This is a genomic window from Acidovorax sp. (assembly GCF_021287135.1).
Lineage (GTDB): Bacteria > Pseudomonadota > Gammaproteobacteria > Burkholderiales > Burkholderiaceae_C > Acidovorax.
This window is the reverse complement of record NZ_JAJTBB010000027.1, coordinates 38,390-58,848: the sequence shown is the minus strand read 5'-3', so window position 1 is coordinate 58,848 and position 20,459 is coordinate 38,390. Positions and strand designations below refer to the sequence as shown.

Sequence of the window (20,459 nt, the reverse complement as noted above, 5' to 3'; positions counted from 1 at the left end):
GCCCCAGTCAGTGGCCGTGCTGTTGGCATAGCGGTGGTAGCCGCCGCGGCTGTAACTGCCCAGCTTGATCCAACCCACGTTCTCCGCCCAGACATGGCCTTCCAGGTGGTCATCGAAAATCCCTGCACCGCCGCCCGAGGGCGCGAAGTTGACCCAGCCGCTGGTGTCGGACCAGGCGAATTTTTCGGTGGGACTGATGGGCGTGGCCGCGCTGGCGGCCGGCAGCAGGGCAAGCAGCGCAAGGGTGGCAAGGGTGGTTTTCATGGGAATATTCGCAAAAGGGTGCGCGCGTTTTCCATGCATCGCGTTGTCTTTCGTCGTTGCCGTCAAATGGGATAGACACATGTCACCCAGAAGGGGCTGGAATCGCTTTGCCCGTCAACGAAGCCGCTATCGAGGACGACGATCTGGTGGTAGCCAGGCGCTTGCAGCGTGGATGACCACGTGAGTCCCCCCCGCAACCAAAGAGTCTGAGTGGCCAAAGCACCTGAGTTGCGCAGGCTGACCAGTTCGGGTGCGGTCGGCAGACGCCAGCCGGTCTTGCCGTTGATCGTTTGGGTTGCGCAGTAGGTGGCCGCAGTGTTCCAGTCGGCGAAGCCTCCGGGTACCGTGCTGATGTTCGGCGTCCAGATGAGCCCGCCCTGGCTGACGTAGCCGTCAGGCAAGGCAAAGGGCAGGGTGGTGACGCTGAAGTTGTCCATTCGGGTGCCGATGCCCACGGTTCCGGTGATCGCCGTCAATGGACTGGAGCTGGTCGTCAGCCTGACGGCGACGGTGTCGCCATTCGCCACGGGGGCGGAGGATGATCCCGTATCGGTGCCGTTTTTGACGAGCGTTCCCACCGTGGTTAATGCGGCCACCGTGACGTCAACACCGGCGACCGTCACTGCATTGGTCGTCACTGGCGTATTCAAGCCCTGGCCGACCATGTCGGTAATGTCGAAGGCGTCGGGCGTGGTGTTCGCCGCGGTACCGACGACGAGAACGCCATTGACAAAGGCCTTCCTGCCGCTGCGGATATCGGCGGCGGTGGCAGGGGCCACGGTTTCGGAGGTGTCCACCACCGTGGATGCGCCAGCGATGCCAAAGATCGTCACGCCGCTCTTGATGTTGCCTGCCGCCAGGTTGCTGTCGGTTGCCGTCGCTGTCTTGCTACCCGCATAGATCCCATCGGGGATCGGGAAGGTCAACACGCCGTTGCTGCCGACGACGTTGGCACCATTTGCAGGCGCGGACTGGCTCCCGGTCCGAGGTCCCCAGGTGCCATCGGTGCGCAGGCCCCAGAAGGTTTTGCCATTGGCCACGTCGCCCGCTGCCGCCCCGTTGGCGTTGTCCGGCACGGGCAGTTGGGAGGCGATGTCGGCCAGGGTCTTCCCGGTCCCGGCCAGAGGGCCCGCGGCCGGCTCCCGGAACGTGCCGGGCACGGCGATGGCCGTGCCGCTTTGCAGGCGGTTGTAGATGTCGGTGGTGGTGGGCATGCCGCTACCCGCAGCAGGGGTCCCGGTGGCATCCAGGGGCCCTGCTGCCGAGGGCAGGGCAACGGCGATCAGGGCGAGTGTGGCAAGGGCGGTTCTCATCTTGTGGGGCGATGGGGATGGGATGACGGAGGACATTGCAGCAACCCAGCGTTAATGGACCGTCAATGCGGGCACGGCAAGTGCTAATGTTGGGCAGACTTGTCTGTGAAATTGAGTTCCATCCCGATGCCGCTTTCATTGCCTTCCCTCGGTATCCTGGTGCTGGGCCCGTTGCAGGTCCAGGTCGACGGTGGCGGGCTCGGCCGGCCTCTGTACGACAAGCTGCAAGGGCTGCTGGCGTATCTGGCGCTGGAGCCGGCACGACCGCATGCGCGCGACCATATCGCCGGGCTTTTCTGGCCCCAGCTGCCGCCTGAGGCCGCCCGGGCCAACTTGCGCCAGGCGTTGTTCAACCTCAAGCGCGCGTTGGGGCGGCACATGCCGGTCCAGGCCGACCGCGACATGGTGCGCTTTCTTCCCGACAAGGTGCGCCAGGTCGATGGGCTGGAGGTGCTGGACCCCGGACTTCCCGGTGCGGACACGGGCCGCCTCGAGCGGGCCGCGGCGCTGTTCCGTGGTGAGTTCCTGGATGGCCTGGAGATGGCCGACGCCCCTGACTTCATGGCATGGCGGGACCACTGGCGCAGCATCTTCCTTCAGCGCCAGTTGGATCTGCTCGAAATCCTGTGCAGAAGCCTTGCGCAGCAAGGCCGGCGGGAGCGGGCTTTGGCCTGGGCGCAGGCCCGCAGCCAAAGGGCTCCCCGCGACGAGGCGGCCCAGCGCGCACTATGGGCCGCCGCAGCCGGCACGGTGGCGTCGTCTGGCTTGCAGGCGCGCGGCCGGCGCCAGATCACCTTTGTGCATGCGTCCTTGGGGATCGATGGAGAGACTGACGCGGAGCGCGTGCTGGAACGGCTGGCGCAATGGCACGAGAGCGCCCGCGTGCAGATGCGGTCGCGTGGCGGGCATGTGTGCCTGTCGCCGGGGAATGTGCTGCTGGCCTGCTTCGGCCATCCCCAAGCGCAGGAGGATGCGGCCCGGCGGGCGGTGCGGGCGGCGCTGAGGCTTTGCCACGCTGCGGCGCCGCCGGACCTGACCGTGCGAGTGGCTGTCCATACGGCCTGGGTCGTCACCGGCAGCAACCCGGACATGCCGGACATGCTGGGCCAGGCTACCCAGGCGGTGGCCCGCATGGCCGAGCAGGCCACTGCGGGGACCGTACTGATCAGTGCGGCGACGCGGCAGATGGTGGCAGCCTGCTTCGATTTCGGGCAGGACGCGCTTCCCGGAGCCTCCACCCGGGAAGACGGTCCGCTGTACCGCGTAGCGGACGATCGGGCCCCGCAGGCAGGCCGCGAGGCGTTCCAGGCGCCGCGTCTGCCGCTTGTCGGGCGGCAGCGGGAGCTATCGCGGTTGGCCGCGTGGGGCTCCGAAGCCTTGTACCAGGGCTTGCGCCTGGTGGTCGTGCGGGGCGACGCAGGCCTGGGAAAGTCGCGCCTGCTGGCGGCGTTTTCTGAGCAATTGGCCCAGCTTTCATGGCGGGTGCGTCAGCTGTTCTGCAGCGCCGAAGCGCAACACACGCCGTTGCTTTCGGTCGTCGCCTGCCTGGGGGCGCGCCGGGACTCGCCTGATGGCGACCCCTGGCGGATCCAGGGACGCCTGGGGCCAGAAAGCGGCACGGCGGACTCTGCTGAGGCGCTGGAGCGCGTGGGCACTTTGCTGGGGATGGGCGGCGAAGGCGGGCAGGCGCTGTCCGAGCCGCAGCGCGCACAGGCGATGGCGGTGCTGGCCCGCATGCTGTTGGCTGGCGACCCCGGCGGCCGGCCCGTGCTGCTGGCGGTGGAGGATGTGCATTGGGCGGACCCGTCCACCCTGGCGCTGCTGGCGCAGATTGCCGCGCAGCCGCCTGTCAGGCCCTTGCTTGTGGTCCTGACGGTCCGCAGCGGCCATGCTTTGCCAGAAGGGCTGGCACCGCTGTGCGGGGCGCTGGACCTCGCGCCGCTGGATGATGGCGCTATTGCGGCCCTGGTGTCCCAGGTGGTGCCCGAGTTGCCGGCCAGCCTGGTGCCCAACGTGGTGGCCCGGGCCGAGGGCATACCGTTGTTTGCCGAAGCCTTGGCGCGAGCCGTGGCCCATGCGCCGGTGCACGCTGGCGAGCTGCCCGGTACCCTGCAGGATCTTTTGACTGCGCAGCTGGACGCCACCGGGGCTATGCAGGTGGCCCAGGCCGCGGCGGCCATCGGGCGCGAATTCGACTGGCCCCTGTTGCAGCATGTGGCCGATGCGGACGGGCCCGCGCTGGCGCGAGGGTTGCATGCCTTGCAACAGGCGCGGCTGATCGAACGCCGCTACGCCCCAGGCGGGCCGGCGCGTTACGGGTTCCGCCACGCGCTGATTCAGCAAGCGGCCATCTCTGCACAGACCCGGAAGGATCGGTGTGCCATCCATGAGCGCGTGGCCCTGGCGCTGCGCGCGCACTTTCCCCAGCAGGTGCGCGAAAGGCCGGAGATCCTTGCATGGCATTGCACACAGGCAGGAATGGCGGATGACGCTATCACCTGGTGGCAGGCTGCCGGAACCAAGGCTTGGCGCAGCGCGGCGTACGCCGAGGCGGTCGACCATCTGCGCCAGGGCCTGGCGCTGCTGGACAAGCTGCGACCGGGGCCGCAGCGCGAGGCGCGCGAACTGGAGCTGCTGCTACCGCTTGGGCCTTCGCTTGTGGCTCTGATGGGCTACGGTGCGCCCGAGGCCATCGCCACCTTTGACCGCGCGGCGGCGCTGTGCCCTGCGGAGGACGGGCGGCGCTTCGCCGTTCTGTGGGGGCTGTGGCTGGTCTGGAGCTCGCGTCCCGACGCGAGTTTTGGTGCGGCCGACGCCTGGGCCGGCGAAATGCTGGCCATTGCCAGCCGTACAGGGAATGCCGTGCAGCTGGTCTATGCGCATGCGGCGTGGGCCAACGACGCGGTATGGCTGGGGCACCTGGAACGTACGGAATACCACATCCGGCAGGCCTTGCACTACGCACGGGGGCAGGCCCACGCGGGGTTCAACCTGGGGGGGCATGACCCCCGGGTGGCTGTGCTGGGCTACCGGGCCTGGGTGCGCCTGCTGCGGCGGCGGCCGCAGGCCGCAGTGCAGGCCGGGGGGCGCGCCTGCGCCCTGGCGCGTGCGCTGGACCACCCGGAGTCCTTGTGCTTTGCGCTGTCCCATCTGGCCGTGGTGCACCGCCTGTCGGGCCAGGCGAGCCCCGTGGCCCGGCTGGCACGGGAGATTGCCGCCTTGGCGGCTCGGCATGGGCTGCCGTTGTGGCAAGCCGTCGCGTCCATGCTGGGAGGCTGGGCCCTGGTGATGTCGGGCCAGGCAGAGCAGGGCATGGCGCAGCTGCAGGGCAGCGCAGCGGTGGTCCGCCAGGCCATGCCCAGCGCGTTGGGCGCCTTTTTGCACGCGCTGGCCGAAGCCCAACTGCACCTGTCGGATTGGCCCGGCGTATTGCAGACCACCGAGGAAGCCCTGGCCATGTGCCTGCGCGTGGGCGACGGGTTTCACCTTCCTGATCTGTACCGCTTGCGCGCCCAGGCGCTGCAGCAGTCGGGCGCCTGCGACGCGGCGCGGCAGAGCGTGGAGCAAGCACTGGAGCACACCGCGGCACATCCGGCAGCGCTGTGGCAGGCGCGAGCGCAGGCCTTGTCAGTGGTGTAGCGGCTGCAACCGCCTTGGGTCACGTTTTGCCGCTGCGCGCGGCCTGCGCCACCAGAAAATCCCGCGCCGCAGGGCTGGTGCACAGGCCGATGGCGCGGCCCCATGCGGCGGTGGCCTCGGCCTGGCGGCCCAGGTCGCGCAGCAGCTGCGCCGCCAGGGCCCAGTAGGGCTGGTAGGTGGCCACCGCGTCTGCGGGCAATGCGTTCAGCAGTTGCCAGCCCGCCTGTGCGCCGTGGACGTGCGACAGCGCCGCGGCTCGGGCCACTTCGGTGCCCAGCGTGGGGGCCAGGCGGGCCAGGCCTTCGTACAGCAAGGCGATCGCGGGCCAGTCGGTGCGGCCGGTGACGGCGCGGTGGTTGTGCACCGAATGGATGGCCGCCTCGAGTTGAAAACGCCCCAGGCGCCGCCGCTGAGCGGCCTGGGCGAGCAGCGCGTCGGCCTCGGCCACCTCTGCCGCTTGCCAGCGCCGCGGGTCCTGTTCCGACAGGGGCACGTAGCGGCCGCCGGCATCGCGGCCGGCGCCGCGGCGGGCCTCCACGTGCAGCATCAGTGCCAGCAGGCCCAGGGGTTCGGGCTCGTCGGGCAGGCACTGGTGCAGCAGGCGGCCCAGTTCCAGCGCCTGCTGCGCCAGGCCGCCCTGCGGGCCTGCCGCGCCGGCCACCTCCGAGGCGTCGGCGCAGCCGCAGCCATAGGCGCCGTAGAGCGCCTGCAGCACGGCGTCCAGCCGTTCCGGCAGCGCGTGCGCAGGGGGAACCTCGTACGGGATGCCCGCGTCGCGGATCTTGGCCTTGGCCCGCGAGAGCCGCTGCCCCATGGTGGCGGGCTTCACGACGAAGGCCGAGGCGATGTCGGCAGCCGCCATGCCCCACACCACCTGCAGCATGAGCGGCGTGCGGGCCGCGGCGTCGATGGCCGGGTGCGCGCACACGAACATGAGCTTCAGGCGCTCGTCCGGGAAACCGGCGGCCCCTTCGGCCAGCTCCATCGCTTCCTCCGCGGCGGCCAGCAGCAGGGGCTGGGCCTGCGCCTGCACGGCCGCGTGCCGCTGCGCATCGATCAGGCGGCGGCGCGCCGCCGTCAGCAGCCAGGCTGCCGGGTTGTCGGGCACGCCGGTCTCGGCCCAGGTGTGCAGCGCGGCGTGCAGGGCGTCGGCCAGGGCGTCTTCGGCGGCGGCCATGTCGCGGCAGCGGGCGGCCAGGAAGGCCACCAGCCGGCGGCCGGACTCGCGCACCGCACGGGCCACCGCTGCATGGGCGCCGGGGCCGCGGGGCATCACTCGTTGGGCAGGTTGGGGCGCACTTCCACCACCACGCCCGGGCGCTGCGGGAACCGGGCGGCCCATTCGAGCGCGGCGTCCAGGTGCGGCAGTTCGACGATGAAGAAGCCGCCGAGCTGCTCCTTGGTTTCGGCGAAGGGGCCGTCCTGCACCCAGGGCTTGCCGTCCCGGTAGCGCAGCGTGGTCGAGGTCTCGGGCGGCTGCAGGCCGGCGCCGCCCACAAACACGCCGGCGTCCTTGAGCGCCTGCAGGTAGTGCATGGTGCCGCTCCAGTACGCCTGCTGCCGGGCCGGGTCGGTGCGGGCTGCAAAGCCCTGGGGGTCTTCGTGGATGAGGAGGGTGTATTGCATGGGCCAATCCTTGGGGTCGGGTGAACGAGCCCGGCACCCGCCGGACTCTGCCCCCATGACGGCGCAGCGGCAGGCGTTTCGACAGCGGCGCAAAAAAGAATGCGGTTGCCGGCGGGCGGGCCATGGTGGCACAAACCGCCCCTGCGGCCATCGCGGAGGAGAAGGCTGTCGAAGAATTGCTATTGAATCAATAGCTGCTTGCGCTTGCCAGGTAAGCGCTGCAGGCCATTTTTATTGAAAATCCGCCGTGCTCCGGGTGTCCGCCGCGATAATTCCGGCCATGCAACGCTTGCGCACCGCTCCCTTCCTCGCCCGGCTGGTGCTGGCGTGGTTCATCGCGGTGGTGGGCGGGGCGGGCGCGGCGCCGCTCATCCATCCGCAGTCGCTGGAGCTGGTGTGCGGCGCCTCGGGCGCCGTCAAGCTGGTGGTGGTCGGCAACGGCGCGGGCGGCGGCGAATCGGCGCCGCTCTCGCAGGCGCTGGGTTCGCACGGCCTCGATTGCACCCTGTGCCTGCCGCTGCATGCACCGCCGCCTGCACCGTTGGGGGTGGCGGCCCTGCCCGCTGCGCGAGGCCCGGTGCCGGTGCCGCCGCAGGTCGCGGTGCGGGGTGCGTCCTGGCAGGGGGCGGCGCTGCCGCCGCGCGGGCCGCCCGGGGTGGGCGCCCTGGTCTGATCTTTGGGCGCGGCCACCCGGCTTGGGTGCGGGTGCTGGCCGCCGTCCTGAATCCCGTTTTCTCGTTGCGCTGATTCCCGGTGCCGCATCCGCAGGGCTGCGGGCCGGCCTGCGCCTGTAGCGCGTTGTTGCTGGCGGGCCATGCCATGCATGCGGGGCTGCGCAGCGAACCCTTGCCATTTTCACTATGACCCTCTTGTCTTCCCCAGGCGTGCCGCCCGCACGCTCCCTCCTCGCGGCCGCCCTGGCCGCTGCCCTGGCCGCTCCGGCTGGCGCCCAGGCGCCGTCGCCTTCCTCCGAGGCCCCAGGGCCTGTCGCCGATGCCGCCCTCACCTTGGGCACCGTCACCGTGCAGTCGGCCCCTTCGGGCGCGCTGCCGGCCCGGCAGGTGTTCAGCTCGGTGGACATCCTGGGCGCCAGCGTGCTGCAGGACCAGCATGTGGACTACAGCTGGGAGCTGCTCACCCGCGCCCCCGGCGTGCAGGTCACGCAGTTCAAGCAGGGCACGGACGCCGGGCGTTTCTCGATGCGCGGCTTCAACGGCGAAGGCCGCGTCAATGCCGTCAAGCTGCTGATCGACGGCATCCCCAGCAACGACAACGCGGGCGGCATGCCGTTTCTGGACGCCGTGTTCCCGCTGGACATCGAGGCCATCGAGATCGTGCGCGGCACCAACGACCCGCGCTACGGGCTGAACAACATCGCGGGCAATGCCAACGTGATCACCCGCCAGGGCGGCAACGACGGCCAGGCCAGCGTGACGCTGGGCAGCTTCGGCACGCGGGAATTGCAGATCGCCAAAGGCTTTGAAAGCGGCAACTGGAGCCAGAACTACTTCGTGGCCACGCGCGAATCGGACGGCTACCGCGACCATGCCGATGCCGACAAGAAGGCGCTGGCGGGCAAGTGGTTCTACACCAGTGACGGTGGCCGTTGGCGTGCAGGCGTCATCGCCCGTTACTACAAAAACAAGGCACTCGAATCCGGCTACCTCACGGCCGAGCAGGCCGCCCGCGTGCCGCGCAGCTCGCCCGCCTTTGCCGCCTGGGACCGCAGCGAGCGCGAGACTACGCAGCTGAGCGCGCACCTGGACGGGCAGCTGGCCGACGACCTGGCCTGGACGGCCAAGGCCTACACCCAGCATTACGAGAACCAGCGCTTCGTGCGCTTTTCGGAAGCGGGCGTGCAGCAGGAGCGCGACAACGACGAAACCCACCGGGGCCTGATCACCACGCTGACCTGGCGCCCCAAGGTGGCGTGGGCCCACGCCTTCACCCTCGAAGGCGGCTTCGACGCCCAGTGGCAGGACAACAGCGCCCAGCGCTACCGCACGCTGCAGCAGGCCCGCACCGCGCAGATCCGCGACTGGGACTTTGACCTGAACACCCGCGGCGCCTACGTGCAGGCCGTGGTGCAGCCGGTGCCTGCGCTCAAGATCATTCCCGCGCTGCGGGTGGACCGGATCAGCGGCCGCTTCACCGACGGGCTCACCCAAGCCACCTCGCCCGTGCACGACTACGGCACCATCACCCAGCCCAAGATCAGCGTGGCCTACGCCGTGCGGCCCGACACCAGCGTGTATGCCAACTGGGGTCGCAGCTTCCAGATCGGCGCCGGCATCGACAGCTACCGCACGCCCGCGCAAAGCCGCAACCTGGAACCGTCGCTCAACGACGGCTGGGAGGCCGGCCTGAAGTGGCAGCCCGCGGCAGGCATCGAAACCCGCGTGGCCTACTGGGAGCAGCGCGCCAGCGGCGAGGTGGCCCGCGTGCTGGGCGTGAACGGCCTGCCCGACCCGGGCGGCCAGGGCAACGTGGGCCGCACCCTGCGCAAGGGCGTGGACCTGCAGCTCAATGCGCGCCTGAACGCACGGTGGAGCGGCTGGGTGGGGTACTCGTCGCAAATCGCACGCATCGTGGAGCCCGACCCCGGCGCGCCCGCCACGCGCGGCAAGGAGATCGAGAACGTGCCGCACTACCTGGCCACGCTGGGCGTGGACTACCAGGCCAGCCCGCAGCTCAAGCTCAGCGCCTGGGCCCATGCCCAGGGCAACTACTACCTGGAGCGCACCAACACCCTGGGCCGCACCGGCGGCTACGCGCTGCTCAACCTGGGGGCCGCCTGGCGGCTGTCCCCCGCGCTGGAGGTGGGCGTGCAGCTCAAGAACGTGACGAACCGCAGGTACGTCTACGCGTGGTACGACAGCGGCTCGTCCGGCTACGCGCCGGGCGATGGCCGGGGCGCCTACGCCAGCCTGAACTGGACGTTCTGACCATGGCGCGCACTCTCATCTCTGCAGCTGATGCGCCAGCAGAACCCGGCACTGCACTCACCCGCAGCAGCCTGTACCGCGCCGTGTGGCGCTGGCACTTCTACGCCGGGCTGCTGGTGCTGCCCCTGCTCATCTGGCTGGCGGTGACAGGGGCGCTGTACGTGTACCACGACGCCATCGACCAGCGCGTGCATGCCGGCCTGCTCACGGTGCCCGTGCCTGCTGCGTCAGGGGCCGAGCCGGCCCCGCACAGCGCGGTGCTGGCCGCCGCCCTGGCCGCGCAGCCCGGTGCGTGGTTCAAGTACACGCCCCCGGCCGCGCCCGACCGATCGGCCGAGGTGGGCGTGCGCACCGCCGACGGCGCCAAGGTGGCCGTGTACGTGGACCCGTACCGGGCCCAGGTGCTGGGCACGCTGAGCGACCGCGGCACGCTGGGCTGGACGATCCGCCAGCTGCACAGCCTCAAGTACTTTGGGCCGGTGCAACGCGGCTTCATCGAGATGGCGGCGGGCTGGGCCATTCTGCTGGTGCTCACCGGCCTGTACCTGTGGTGGCCGCGGGGGCCAAACAAAACGGGGCAGGGCGGCGTGGTCAGCGTGCGCGGCACCCCGCGCCAGCGCGTGTACTGGCGCGATCTGCACGCCGTGACCGGGCTGGTGGTGGGCGCGGGGCTGCTGTTCCTCGCCCTCACCGGCATGCCCTGGTCGGTGCTGTGGGGCGCGAAGGCGAACGAATGGGCGAACGGACACAACTTTGGCTACCCGGCAGGCGTGCGCGTGACGCTGCCCCTGTCCGGCCAGTCCGTGTCCGATGTGGCCCACCTGCCGTGGACGCTGCAGCAGGCGCAGCAGCCGGGCAGTGCCGACCACGCAGGCCATGCCCAGGCCGAAGACAACCCGCACGCCCTGCATGGCGGCGGGGCGGCTGCGCAGCCCGAACCCGCAACTTCCGGCGCTGCACGCGTTGCGCTGGACATCGACACCGTGATGGCTGAGGTGCAGGGCCTGCAACTGGCCCCGGGCTACACCGTCAACCCGCCCCAGGGCGCGCTGGGCGTGTTCACCGCCTCCGTCTACCCGCACGAGCTGGCCCGCCAGCGCGTGGTGCACCTGGACCAGTACACCGGCCAGCCGCTGCTGGACATGTCTTATGCCGACTACGGCCCGCTGGGCCGCTGGCTGGAGTGGGGCATCAACATCCACCTGGGGCAGGAATGGGGCGTGGCCAACCAGCTGCTGCTGGTGGCCGTGTGCGCCGGCATCGTGCTGCTGTGCGCGTCGGGCGCGGTGATGTGGTTCAAGCGCCGGCCTGCGGGCGGTGTGGGGGTGCCGCCGCTGCCTGCGCAGCGCCGCGCATTGGTGGGCGTGGCGGCGGTGCTGGCGGTGGGCGGGGTGGTGTTTCCGCTGGTGGGGGTGTCGATGCTGGTGCTGGCGGTGGTGGATGCTGGCGTGGTGTGGTGGGGGCGCAGGGTTTGAGGTGTTTTTGGGCTCTGAGGCTTATGGGGTAAGCGCGAGCAGCTATCAAATTGGTAGTTTCAGACCCGCACCGCGGTGCGGTGGGCGGACCGGCTGGGCCGGCAGACGCCGCGCGCAACGCCAGGGTTTTAGCCCAGTTCCACCCATTCCACGCCCCAGTGGTGCAGCCCTTCCCGCAGGATCAGCAGCGCGGCCGCCCACTCGGCGCGCTGGGGCAGGGCGGGGTCGGGGGCGCCGGGCCGGTGAATCTGGTCGGCCAGGCGGTTGAACAGGTTTTCCACGGCCTGCCGGGACAGGCGGGCCGGTGGTGGGGACAGGGCCACGCCCGCGGCCTCGGCCACCTCGCGCAGCAGCGGGCTGCGCGTGTGCAGGGTGAACGGCGGGGTTGTGCCCGCGGGGGGCTCCGCCAGCCAGCGGGTGGCCGGCATGACGGCGTCTTCCACCGTGGCGATGGCGTTCTCCAGCGCCAGCGGCGTGGGCATGCGCTGGCCCCACGCCTGGGCCACGGTCTGCCACCCCAGGGGCGCGCAGTACGGCGCGGGGCTGCGGGCCGCTGGAGCAGCCGCGGGCACCCAGTGGAGCGCCAGGTGGTCAGGCTCCAGGCGAAGTTCGATGGAAGGCGGGAGCAGGTCGTTGCGCATGCCCCGGTTGTACACCCGGCGGGGCCGCCCGCGGCAGGGCTTTTGCCGGGGGCTCAGCGCTGCGGCATGTCCTTCGCCCCATAGCCCAGGCTCACCGTGGCATCGGCGGGGATCGGGGGCATGGTGGCTTCCCATGCCTCCCATGCCTGCACCATGGCCGCCAGCCGCGCGGGCGCGATGGGGGCCAGGTTGGCGCGCTCGCGTTCGTCGCCTTCCAGGTTGAAGAGGTAGTCGTGCCCGTCCACGCGCAGGTACTTCCAGGGGCCGTGGCGCAGGGCGCGCTGGCCCCGGTGGTTCATGCGCCAGAACAGGGGCTGGTCGTCGTGCCAGGTGGCGTCGAGCAGCAGCGGCATCAGCGATCGGCCATCCAGCGGGTGGGTGGCGGCAGCGGGGGCGCCCGCGGCGTCGAGCATCGTGGCGCTCCAGTCCATCGTCATGCAAGTCTGCGGGCTGGTGCCGCCGGGCGCAATCACGGCGGGCCAGTGCGCAATCCACGGCACGCGGATGCCGCCTTCGGTCAGGTCCATCTTGCCGCCCACCAGGGGCCAGTTGTCCGAGAAGCGCTCGCCGCCGTTGTCGCTGGTGAACACCACCAGCGTGTCGCGTTCCAGCCCCTCGGCGCGCAACAGGTCCATCAGGCGGCCGATGCCTTCGTCCATGTGATGGATCATGCGGCGGTAGGTGTCGATGTTGCCGCCGTGCAGGTGAAAGAGGTTGCCCTTCACCTCTTGCGCCAGCGCTTCGTCGTCACGCGTCTCCCAGGGCCAGTGGGGCGCGGTGTAGTGCAGGCTCAGAAAGAACGGCGTGCCGCTGCGCGCGCCCGCGGCCCTGCGGCGCACAAAGTCCAGGCCGTGGTTGGTGATCAGGTCGGTGAGGTAGCCGTCCTCCTGCTGCTCGGCGTCGCCCAGGTACAGGTCGTGCTGGCCGGTGGAGCTGCAGTGGGTGAAGTAGTCCACCCCGCCCGACATGGGGCCGAAGAACTCGTCATAGCCCGAGCGCAGCGGGCTGAACGCCGGTGGGTAGCCCAGGTGCCACTTGCCCATCAGCGCCGTGCCGTAGCCCGCATCGCGCAGCAGCGAGGGCAGTGTGGGGTGCTCGGGCGGCAGGCCCAGCGTGGTGCTGCCCCGGCTCTTGCTGTTGATGGGCTCCTCGGCCGCGCCGCGCAGGCGGTACTGGTAGCGGCCGGTCATCAGCGCAAAGCGGGTGGGCGAGCACACGGGCGAGTTGGAATAGCCCTGGGTGAGCTTGAGGCCCAGGGCGGCCAAGCTGTCCAGCACGGGCGAGACGGGGCCGAAGCTCGCGTCGCGGCCGCCGTAGCAGCCCAGGTCGGCGTAGCCCAGGTCATCGGCCACGATGAAAACAATGTTGGGGCGGGGAGTCGTGCTCATCTCAAAAGTCCCATATCAGGTACCAATCACTGCGACCTGTGCAACTGTCACGGGCCAGCGCGAGGGGCGGCAAGCAAGGGCCGCCCCGCAGCGAGGCCGCCGTCCCTGCCGGGGGAAGCGGCAACGCCGCTCAGGGGGGGCTTCCTGTCAAGGTTTGAAGCCGGAGCGCTGCACCACCGGCGCCCACTGCGCCTTGTAGGCCTTGAGCATGGCCTCGGTCTGCGCGCGGGTGGCAGCCACGGGCTCCATCTTGGCGGCCTCGAACTTGCGGCGCGTGTCGGGGTCCTTCATCACTTCCACAATGAGCTGCGACAGCCGCTCCACCTGGGCAGCGGGCATGCTGGCGGGGGCGAAGAAGGTGTTCCAGCCCGTGGCAGCCAGGTCCAGCCCGGCCTCCTTGAACGTGGGCACGCCGGGTGCCAGCCGGCTGCGCTGGGCGCCGGAGACGGCCAGCACGCGCACCTTGCCGGCTTCGTGCTGGGGCAGCAGGCTGTCAAAGGTGTCGAACGCCACGGGCACCTGGCCGCCGATCAGGTCGGTGGTCAGCGGGGCGGAGCCGCGGTAGCCCACGACTTCGGCCCGTACCTTGGCGGCGTCGCCCACCATCAGGCCAAAGAAGTGCGGCAGGCTGCCGGTGGCGGGCACGCCGAAGTTGGCCTGCTCGGGGTTGGCGCGCAGCCAGGCCAGCAGGTGGCGCAGCTCCTTCACGGGCACGGCGCTGCCCACCGCCACGCCGAACTCGTAGCTGTTCACATGGCTCACGGCGCGGAAGTCTCGCTCGGCGTCGTAGCCCGCATCGGGGAACACCAGCGGCGCCACCACCATCACGGCGGGGTTGGCCAGCAGCAGGGCGGGCTGGTTGGCCGGGGCGGCCTTCACGTACTGGGCCGAGAGGCGGCCGCCCGCACCCGTCTTGTTCTCGACGATGACCGGGCTGCCCAGCTTGGCCTGCAGCTTGTCGGCCACGATGCGGGCCACGCGGTCGCTGGAGCCGCCGGGCGGGTAGCCCACCACGATGCGCAGGGGCGCGTCGGCCGCGGCACTGGCGGATTGGGCCTGGGCGCCGGGCGTGCCCAGCACCAGGGAGGCGGCCAGGCCGAGGGCCGCGGCCAGCAGGGGGCGCCGTGCCAGCGGGCGCTTGTGCGTGGGCCGGTGCGTGGGCCGATGCGTGTGGGGGCGGGAGTGGATCATGGTGTGGGCTCCTGGGGTGTGGCCGGGGATGATGGAAGTCAAGCCCCGTTCCCTGCCACTCTAGGGGCCTGACAATCGATTGTTCAAATCAACCATCTTCCGGGTTTGCACCGATGACCGACGCCTCCCGCCTGCGCGACCCGCAGGCCGCCAGTGACCTGCTGATGTACCGGCTGAACCGGCTGATGGGGGTGTCGGGCAGCCTGGTGATCCGCCTGTGCGAGGGCGGCTACGGCATCACCCGCCGCGAATGGGGGCTGCTGATGTGGCTGGCGCAGCACCCGGACCTGCCGCCCGCCGAGCTGGCGCGCCGGCTGGGGCTGGACCGGGCGCGCACCTCGCGCGCCATTACCTCGCTGCAGGCCAAGAAGCTCCTCACCCGCGAACCTCTGCCCGGCGACAAGCGCCAGGCGCGGCTGCGGCTCACGCCCGAGGGGATGGCGGTGTACGAGGCCCTGTTCCCTCAGGTCAAGCAGCTCAACCAGGCGCTGCTGCGCGGCCTGCCCGCGGAAACCGTGGAGCTGCTGGACCAGGCCCTGGGCCTGCTGCAGGCCAATGCCGATGCGCTGCTGGCCGAGCACGCCCACCTGCCGCGCACATACCGCATGCGGGGCGGGCGCAGCGGCGGGGGCGCGGGCGGCTGAAGGCGGCCCGGGCTCAGAACAGGTTCTCAGGCGTGGGTGATCCAGTCCAGGTGCGGGCCTTCGTTGAGGTGCGGCAGCGTGTTGAAGGTCTGCAGCATCAGCCGCTTGGGCGAGATGGAAAACTCCGTCACCGCGCTGTTGCGGATGCGCATGTTCAGCGCAATCGTCACCTCCGGCGCCGTGCCCAGCACCTCGCCCACGGCGGCCGAAATGGGGCCGCCGCTGCTCACCAGCAGCACGTTCTGGCCCGCATGGTGGTGGCGCACATGGTCCAGCACCGCGCGCACGCCGCCGGAAAACTCGTTCCAGCTGGGCATGCCCTGCGGGCTGATGACGCCAGCCATCCACTGCGCCAGCGCGTCGCACAGGATGCGAAAGTGCTGGCGGAACCGCTCGGGCGTATCGGCCGGCCCCAGCGGCTGCGGGTGGATGGCGGCAATCAGCGCGTGGCTGTCGTATTCGTTGAGGCCCGGCCAGCGCGTCACCTCGGGCAGGGCCTGCAGCCCCTCGGCAATGCCGTCCAGCGTCTCGGTGTGCCGGCGCAGCGTGCCGGTAATCACCGCATCGAACGCCAGCCCGCGCGCGCGCCAGTACTCACCCAGGCGCACCGCCTGCTGCCGGCCGCGGGGGCTGAGCACGTCGTAGTCATCCGCGCCAAACGAGGCCTGGCCATGGCGCACGAGGTAGAGGGTTCCCATGCGGCGGATTGTGATGACAAAGCCGGTTGGCGCTTGTCGCTAGGGCGACGGATGCTATCAATTTTGTAGTTTTCGATGCTGCGCTGCAGCAGCGGAGGCGCCACTCAGCGCGCCGCTCAGCGCAGCACCCAGCGCAGGGTGACCGCCAGGCACAGCAGCACTGCCATGCCCACCACGATGGCGCGGCCGCGCCAGCCGCCGTACCGCCAGTAGTGCACCACCAGCCCGTTGTGCCACACGCTGTCGTGCATGTTCAGCTGGGGAAGACGGTCGATGATGTTTGTGCGCAACGCGTCCTCGTCGAACAGCGGCGTGGTGCGCAGCCGCAGGGGAATCATGCCGGTGCCGATCAGCAGGTGCTGGCGCGTGCAGGTCACCTGCGCGGCCGGTGCCTGGTAGCGGCGCCGGCCGAACCGGGCCTGAACCTGCGCGCCGTCGGTGCCGATGCGGATGGACTCCATGGCCTTGAGCTGCCGCCAGCTCATCGCCACGGCCAGCAAGGGCAGGGTGCAAAAGGCCGCCAGCAGGGTCCTCGGGCCGGCGCAGCCCATGGCGTGCGTGCAGCCGTACTGGGTCAGGTAGGGCCAGAGTTCGTAGGCCGCCCAGGCCAGCACCGCACCCATCAGCACCGCTGCCCCCACCACGGTGCGGCGGGCCGTGCGGGTGCTCCCGGGCAGGGCCTGGACGCGGGTGATGCGGGCCGGGCTGGGCGCGGCGGTGCCAGGCGGCAGGGGCTCCGCCGGGCCGGGGGCGTCCGCGAGGGCGTGGGAGGCCGTTTGCGCAGGGGTCGCCGTGGGTGCCGGCGCGCCTGCGCGGGTGGCGGGCGCCTGCCGCCAGGCCGCGCCCCGCAGCTGTCCCAGTTCGCCGGTCTTCCAGGCCAGCCACAGGGCGGCCAGCAGCAGCACGCCGATGCTGCCGATCAGCAGCCTGGGGAGCCGCCCCAGCCAGGCGGCTCGCTGCCGGGCGGCATTCAGCTCGGCGTGGAAGGCCGCGTCGCCAAAAGGCGCGAGCACCTGGCCTTGCAGGTCGAGCCGGTGCACCACGTAGTTGCGCAGGTCGGTCAGCAGCAGGTGCTGGCCGAAAAGCACGATGGCGTTGGGGTCCTGCCCGGCGGAGATGGGGACCACGCGCTCGGGCTGCAGCTGCGGGTTCAGGCGCAGCACGTCGGCGTCGCGCATGGCCCCGTTGGCCACCAGCACCCACAGCCGGCCTTCGGGGTCGCGTTCCATGGCAAACGGAAAGCGCCGCATGGCGCGCAGGCCGGGGTGGGCGACGGGGTACGCCTGCCGGGCCGGCCCGGCAGTGCCCGGCGCGCTGTCGTCCAGCCGCTCGATCTGGTGCTGGTTGGTGTTGGCCACCCACATCCCGTGCGGGGCGGGCAGCGTCTGGTTGGGAAACCGCAGGCCGTCAGCGTAGGTGTGCCGCAGCTCGTACGGCCCGCTGGCCGCGGCGCGGCCATACACCAGCACCTGGTGGGCGGAGGTGTCCGACACCACGATTTCCCCCTCGTCGCTGCGCACGCGCACCCAGCGGTAGTCCGAGCGGCCCGACAGGCCGGGCAGGTCCAGCGCCGTGCACTGCATCTGCGACAGGTTGCAGCGGTGCACGCGGCTGGCGTCGTGCACCCAGAAAACGTTCTCCTGCGTGAACTGCAGGCTGGAGGGGCCGGGCGACAGCTTGAGCTGGGCCAGCTCCACGCGGCGCAGCCGCTGGCCTGCCGCGTTGAACTGGTGCAAGGCGCCATGGCTCTCCAGCCACAGCATGTCCCCCTGCACGGCGGGCAGGCGCGGCCCGGTGGGGGCGGGCGCCGCCAAGTTGGTGTAGAGGAAGGCGCCAATCAGCAGGCATTGCAGCGCGATGACGGCGCGCAGGCCCCAGCGGTAGGCCGACGGTGGCGTAGGTGGCATGGACGGTCCCTCGAATGCTCTTGTTGTGGCGGGCGCTGCGCTGGCCGCTGGCCGCCGCCGCACCCGCAGGCATTGTCCTGCACCCGGGGCTGCGGTGGATCAGCCGGCTTGCAGCACCTTCGCAAACGCGGGGGCATCCACATTGCCGCCCGTCATCGCCAGGCCGACGTTCTGGCCTTGCAGCGTGGCGCGCTCCTGCAGCGCCGCCGCCAGCGCAGCGGCCCCGGCGCCTTCGGCGACGTTGTGCGTGTCGGTAAAGATCGCGCGCATGGCGGCGGCCACCTCGGCGTCGCTCACCTGCACGAGGTGGTCGATGTGCGGGGCCAGCACCGCCAGCGCCTCGGCATCGGCCACGCGGCAGGCCATGCCGTCGGCCAGCTGCGTGGTGACGGGCGCCTCCACCACGCGGCCGGCGGCCAGCGAGTCGGCGTACGTGGTGGCGTGGCTGCTGACCACGCCGACCACGCGCACGGGGTGTTGCAGGGCCAGCTTGGCCGCGATGGCCGAGCAGGCGCCCGAGCCCTGGCCGATGGGCACATACACCACGTCCAGCTGCGGCACGGCGCGCAAGAACTCCCACCAGTAGGTGCTCACGCCGCGCAGCAGGTCGGGGTGGAAGCTGGGCACCATGTGGGCCCCGCGCTGGGCGGCCAGTTGGATGGCGTGCTCGCGTGCTTCCTGAAAGTCGTCGCCATGTTCGATGAGCGTCACGCCCAGGGCGCGCATGGCCGCGTTCTTTTCCACCGAGTTGCCGCGCGGCACGACGATGGTGCAGGCCACGCCGTGGCGGCGCGCCGCCCAGCCCATGCTTTGGCCGTGGTTGCCGCGCGTGGCGCTGATCACCTCGCGCGGCAGCGCCCCGCGCTGCGCCAGCTGGTCGAAGTAGGTCAGGCCGCCGCGGATCTTGAACGCGCCCACGGGCGTGTGGTTTTCGTGCTTGAGCCAGCAGCTGGTGCCCAGGCGCTCGCTGAGCAGCGCCCAGCGGTACTGGGGCGTGGCGGCGAAGTCGCGGTACACCACCTGCGCGGCGGCTTCGATGTCGGCCAGGGTGGGGAGCAGGGCGGTGGGGTCGAGGCGGGTGTTCATGGGGCGGTTCTCGTTTCGGTGAAGCAGGACGACGAAAGGGTGAGGGGGCCGCGCGGGGTGCTGAGCTGCGCGGTCAGGCGCGGTGCGCCGCTCGCGACCACCTCCACGCAGTTCGCCACGCCGATGGCCTGGCACGCGGCCTGCAGCGTGGCGGCCTGCGGGTGCTGCAGGGCCAGGGAGTGCAGTTGCACGCCCGATGCGGGCAGGCTGTCGCACGGGTGCACGGGGCCCCACTGGATGAGCGTGGGCAGGCAGCCGTCCATCAGGCGCAGGCCGTCGTCCCGCACGGTGATCTGCCACTGCAGCAGGCCGCTGGGCGTGGGGCGGCTGGCGGTGAGCACCGGGCCGCGGTCGATGTCCAGCGCGGCCAGGGCGGCGCAGCGCTCGGCCACGTCGGGCACGCTGGCCACCCAGTGGATGCACTGCGGGCCGTGCGCTGCCACCTGCGCCTGCAGGGTCGCATCATCCATGTCAAACCAGCGTTTGGCGCCCGTGGGGCGGGTGCTGCCAGCTCCTGGATTGATAGCAATCACCTCCAGGTAGGCGCGCGGGTGCGCCGGGCTGCTGATGTTGAGAATGCGGTTGTGCGTGCCCATCAGCGGGTGTTCGCCGCCGGCGGCGGGGGTGACGCCCAGCGTGCGCTCGCACCAGGCCACGCCGCTGGCCAGGTCGGCCGCCAGCACGACGAGGTGGTCCACGCAGGGGCCGGTTGCAGGGGCTGTCACAGCAGCACCTCGCCCGCCACGCAGGTCACGCTGCTGCCGCCCACCCAGATGGTGTCGCCGTCCTGCTGGACGTACACCCGTCCCGCACGGCCCAGGCACGTACCCTGGGCCGCGACGTACTGCGTGGGCGCCAGGCCGGCGCCGATGAGCCACTGCGCGAGGGCGGCGTTCAGGCTGCCGGTCACGGGGTCTTCGGCCAGCCCGTTGTTGCCGGGGAAGAAGGCGCGCACTTCAAACGCGATGCCGTCGGCGTCGGTGCTGCCGATCACGCCGACCTTGCCACGGGGTCCGACCACCCCCACGTCCAGCTGGCCCAGGATGCTGGCATCGGGCTTGAGCGAGCGCACCTGCTCGGCCGAGCGCAGCATCACGCCGCGCCAGTTGGGCCCGTTGTCGCACCAGGCGTGGTGCAGGATGTCGCTGCGCGCCACACCCAGGCCGCGGGCGATCAGCGCCACGTCTTCTTCGGGCAGCGGGCCGCTCTTGAGGAGCGGCGGCGCGGCAAAGGCCAGGCGCTCGCCGTCCTGGCGCAGCGTGACCAGGCCCACGCCGCATTCCTGCACCACCTTGCCCGCGGCCTGCGGCCGGCCGCCCGCCTTCAGCCAGGCGTGGCAGCTGCCCAGCGTGGGGTGGCCCGCGAAGGGCAGCTCCCGCCCCGGGCAGAAGATGCGCACGCGGTAGTCCGCACCGGCCGCGCGGCCTTCAGGGGTGGGCGGCAGCACAAAGGTGGCTTCCGACAGGTTGGTCCAGTTCGTGAACGCCTGCATGGCTTCGGTGCTGAGGCCGGTGCCGTCCAGCACCACAGCCAGCGGGTTGCCGCGGTAGGGCTGGTCGGTAAAGACGTCAACTTGCTGGAAAGGGCGCTGGTGCATGGTTTCAAAGTCCTTTGGAAAAAACGAGAAAGCGGTGGTCCTGGG

General features: G+C 71.0%; 17 protein-coding genes. 5 read left to right on the top strand and 12 right to left on the bottom strand.

Going from position 1 to position 20,459, the window contains the following annotated elements; translation table 11 throughout:
• The coding region (locus LWW96_RS07825; RefSeq protein WP_291485676.1) for a hypothetical protein at positions 1-264 on the bottom strand (264 nt) is incomplete at its 3' end.
• 62 nt (positions 265-326) lie between these two features.
• On the bottom strand, positions 327-1,478 hold the full coding sequence (locus tag LWW96_RS07820; RefSeq protein WP_291485674.1) for a DUF1566 domain-containing protein: 1,152 nt from the start codon (positions 1,476-1,478) through the stop codon (positions 327-329).
• A gap of 225 nt (positions 1,479-1,703) precedes the next feature.
• Here LWW96_RS07820 and LWW96_RS07815 point away from each other — a divergent pair, with 225 nt between their 5' ends.
• The gene (locus LWW96_RS07815) at positions 1,704-5,216 is read left to right on the top strand and encodes an AAA family ATPase (RefSeq protein ID WP_291485672.1); all 3,513 of its coding nucleotides are present in this window, start codon (positions 1,704-1,706) and stop codon (positions 5,214-5,216) included.
• Between the two features lie 19 nt (positions 5,217-5,235).
• Here LWW96_RS07815 and LWW96_RS07810 read toward each other — a convergent pair whose 3' ends face one another.
• Both LWW96_RS07810 and LWW96_RS07805 read right to left on the bottom strand, forming a co-directional pair.
• Positions 5,236-6,489 carry a DUF6596 domain-containing protein gene (locus LWW96_RS07810; protein WP_291485670.1) on the bottom strand — a complete coding sequence of 418 codons (1,254 nt, stop codon included), beginning with the start codon at positions 6,487-6,489 and terminating at the stop codon, positions 5,236-5,238.
• Positions 6,489-6,842 carry a YciI family protein gene (locus tag LWW96_RS07805; RefSeq protein ID WP_291485668.1) on the bottom strand — a complete coding sequence of 118 codons (354 nt, stop codon included), beginning with the start codon at positions 6,840-6,842 and terminating at the stop codon, positions 6,489-6,491. Before LWW96_RS07805 ends, LWW96_RS07810 begins: the two co-directional genes overlap by 1 nt.
• A 280-nt stretch (positions 6,843-7,122) precedes the next feature.
• On the opposite strand from LWW96_RS07805, the gene LWW96_RS07800 reads away from it, so the two are divergent.
• The 3 genes from LWW96_RS07800 to LWW96_RS07790 all read left to right on the top strand — a co-directional run bounded on the left by LWW96_RS07800 (position 7,123) and on the right by LWW96_RS07790 (position 11,262).
• The gene (locus LWW96_RS07800) at positions 7,123-7,515 is read left to right on the top strand and encodes a DUF2946 family protein (RefSeq protein ID WP_291485666.1); all 393 of its coding nucleotides are present in this window, start codon (positions 7,123-7,125) and stop codon (positions 7,513-7,515) included.
• A 187-nt stretch (positions 7,516-7,702) separates the two neighbouring features.
• Positions 7,703-9,787, top strand: coding sequence for a TonB-dependent receptor (locus LWW96_RS07795; protein WP_291485664.1), 2,085 nt, complete (start codon positions 7,703-7,705; stop codon positions 9,785-9,787).
• Between the two features lie 2 nt (positions 9,788-9,789).
• Positions 9,790-11,262, top strand: coding sequence for a PepSY domain-containing protein (locus LWW96_RS07790; RefSeq protein ID WP_291485662.1), 1,473 nt, complete (start codon positions 9,790-9,792; stop codon positions 11,260-11,262).
• 128 nt (positions 11,263-11,390) lie between these two features.
• Here the strand turns inward: LWW96_RS07790 and LWW96_RS07785 are convergent, their stop codons facing one another.
• From LWW96_RS07785 to LWW96_RS07775, 3 genes are all read right to left on the bottom strand, one after another.
• Positions 11,391-11,903: a hypothetical protein gene (locus LWW96_RS07785; RefSeq protein WP_291485660.1), complete on the bottom strand. Its 513-nt coding sequence runs from the start codon at positions 11,901-11,903 to the stop codon at positions 11,391-11,393.
• A gap of 53 nt (positions 11,904-11,956) precedes the next feature.
• A complete protein-coding gene (locus LWW96_RS07780) occupies positions 11,957-13,291 on the bottom strand; it encodes a sulfatase-like hydrolase/transferase (protein WP_291485658.1) in 1,335 nt (444 codons plus the stop codon).
• A gap of 147 nt (positions 13,292-13,438) precedes the next feature.
• On the bottom strand, positions 13,439-14,482 hold the full coding sequence (locus LWW96_RS07775; protein ID WP_291485656.1) for a Bug family tripartite tricarboxylate transporter substrate binding protein: 1,044 nt from the start codon (positions 14,480-14,482) through the stop codon (positions 13,439-13,441).
• 113 nt (positions 14,483-14,595) lie between these two features.
• Between LWW96_RS07775 and LWW96_RS07770 the strand changes: the two genes are divergently transcribed.
• Complete coding sequence (locus LWW96_RS07770; RefSeq protein WP_291485654.1) at positions 14,596-15,126, top strand: MarR family transcriptional regulator; 531 nt, start codon at positions 14,596-14,598, stop codon at positions 15,124-15,126.
• 26 nt (positions 15,127-15,152) lie between these two features.
• On the opposite strand, the gene LWW96_RS07765 is transcribed toward LWW96_RS07770, so the two are convergent.
• From LWW96_RS07765 to LWW96_RS07745, 5 genes are all read right to left on the bottom strand, one after another.
• Positions 15,153-15,824, bottom strand: a complete 672-nt coding sequence (locus tag LWW96_RS07765) for a histidine phosphatase family protein (protein ID WP_291485652.1) — start codon at positions 15,822-15,824, stop codon at positions 15,153-15,155.
• Positions 15,825-15,940: 116 nt separating this feature from the next.
• Positions 15,941-17,731, bottom strand: a complete 1,791-nt coding sequence (locus LWW96_RS07760) for a hypothetical protein (protein ID WP_291485650.1) — start codon at positions 17,729-17,731, stop codon at positions 15,941-15,943.
• Positions 17,732-17,830: 99 nt separating this feature from the next.
• Positions 17,831-18,817 (bottom strand): threonine dehydratase, encoded by a 987-nt coding sequence (locus tag LWW96_RS07755; protein WP_291485648.1) that lies wholly within the window; start codon positions 18,815-18,817, stop codon positions 17,831-17,833.
• Positions 18,814-19,542, bottom strand: coding sequence for a VOC family protein (locus LWW96_RS07750; protein WP_291485646.1), 729 nt, complete (start codon positions 19,540-19,542; stop codon positions 18,814-18,816). Before LWW96_RS07750 ends, LWW96_RS07755 begins: the two co-directional genes overlap by 4 nt.
• A complete protein-coding gene (locus LWW96_RS07745; protein ID WP_291485644.1) occupies positions 19,539-20,414 on the bottom strand; it encodes a PhzF family phenazine biosynthesis protein in 876 nt (291 codons plus the stop codon). Before LWW96_RS07745 ends, LWW96_RS07750 begins: the two co-directional genes overlap by 4 nt.
• Positions 20,415-20,459: the final 45 nt, after the last annotated feature.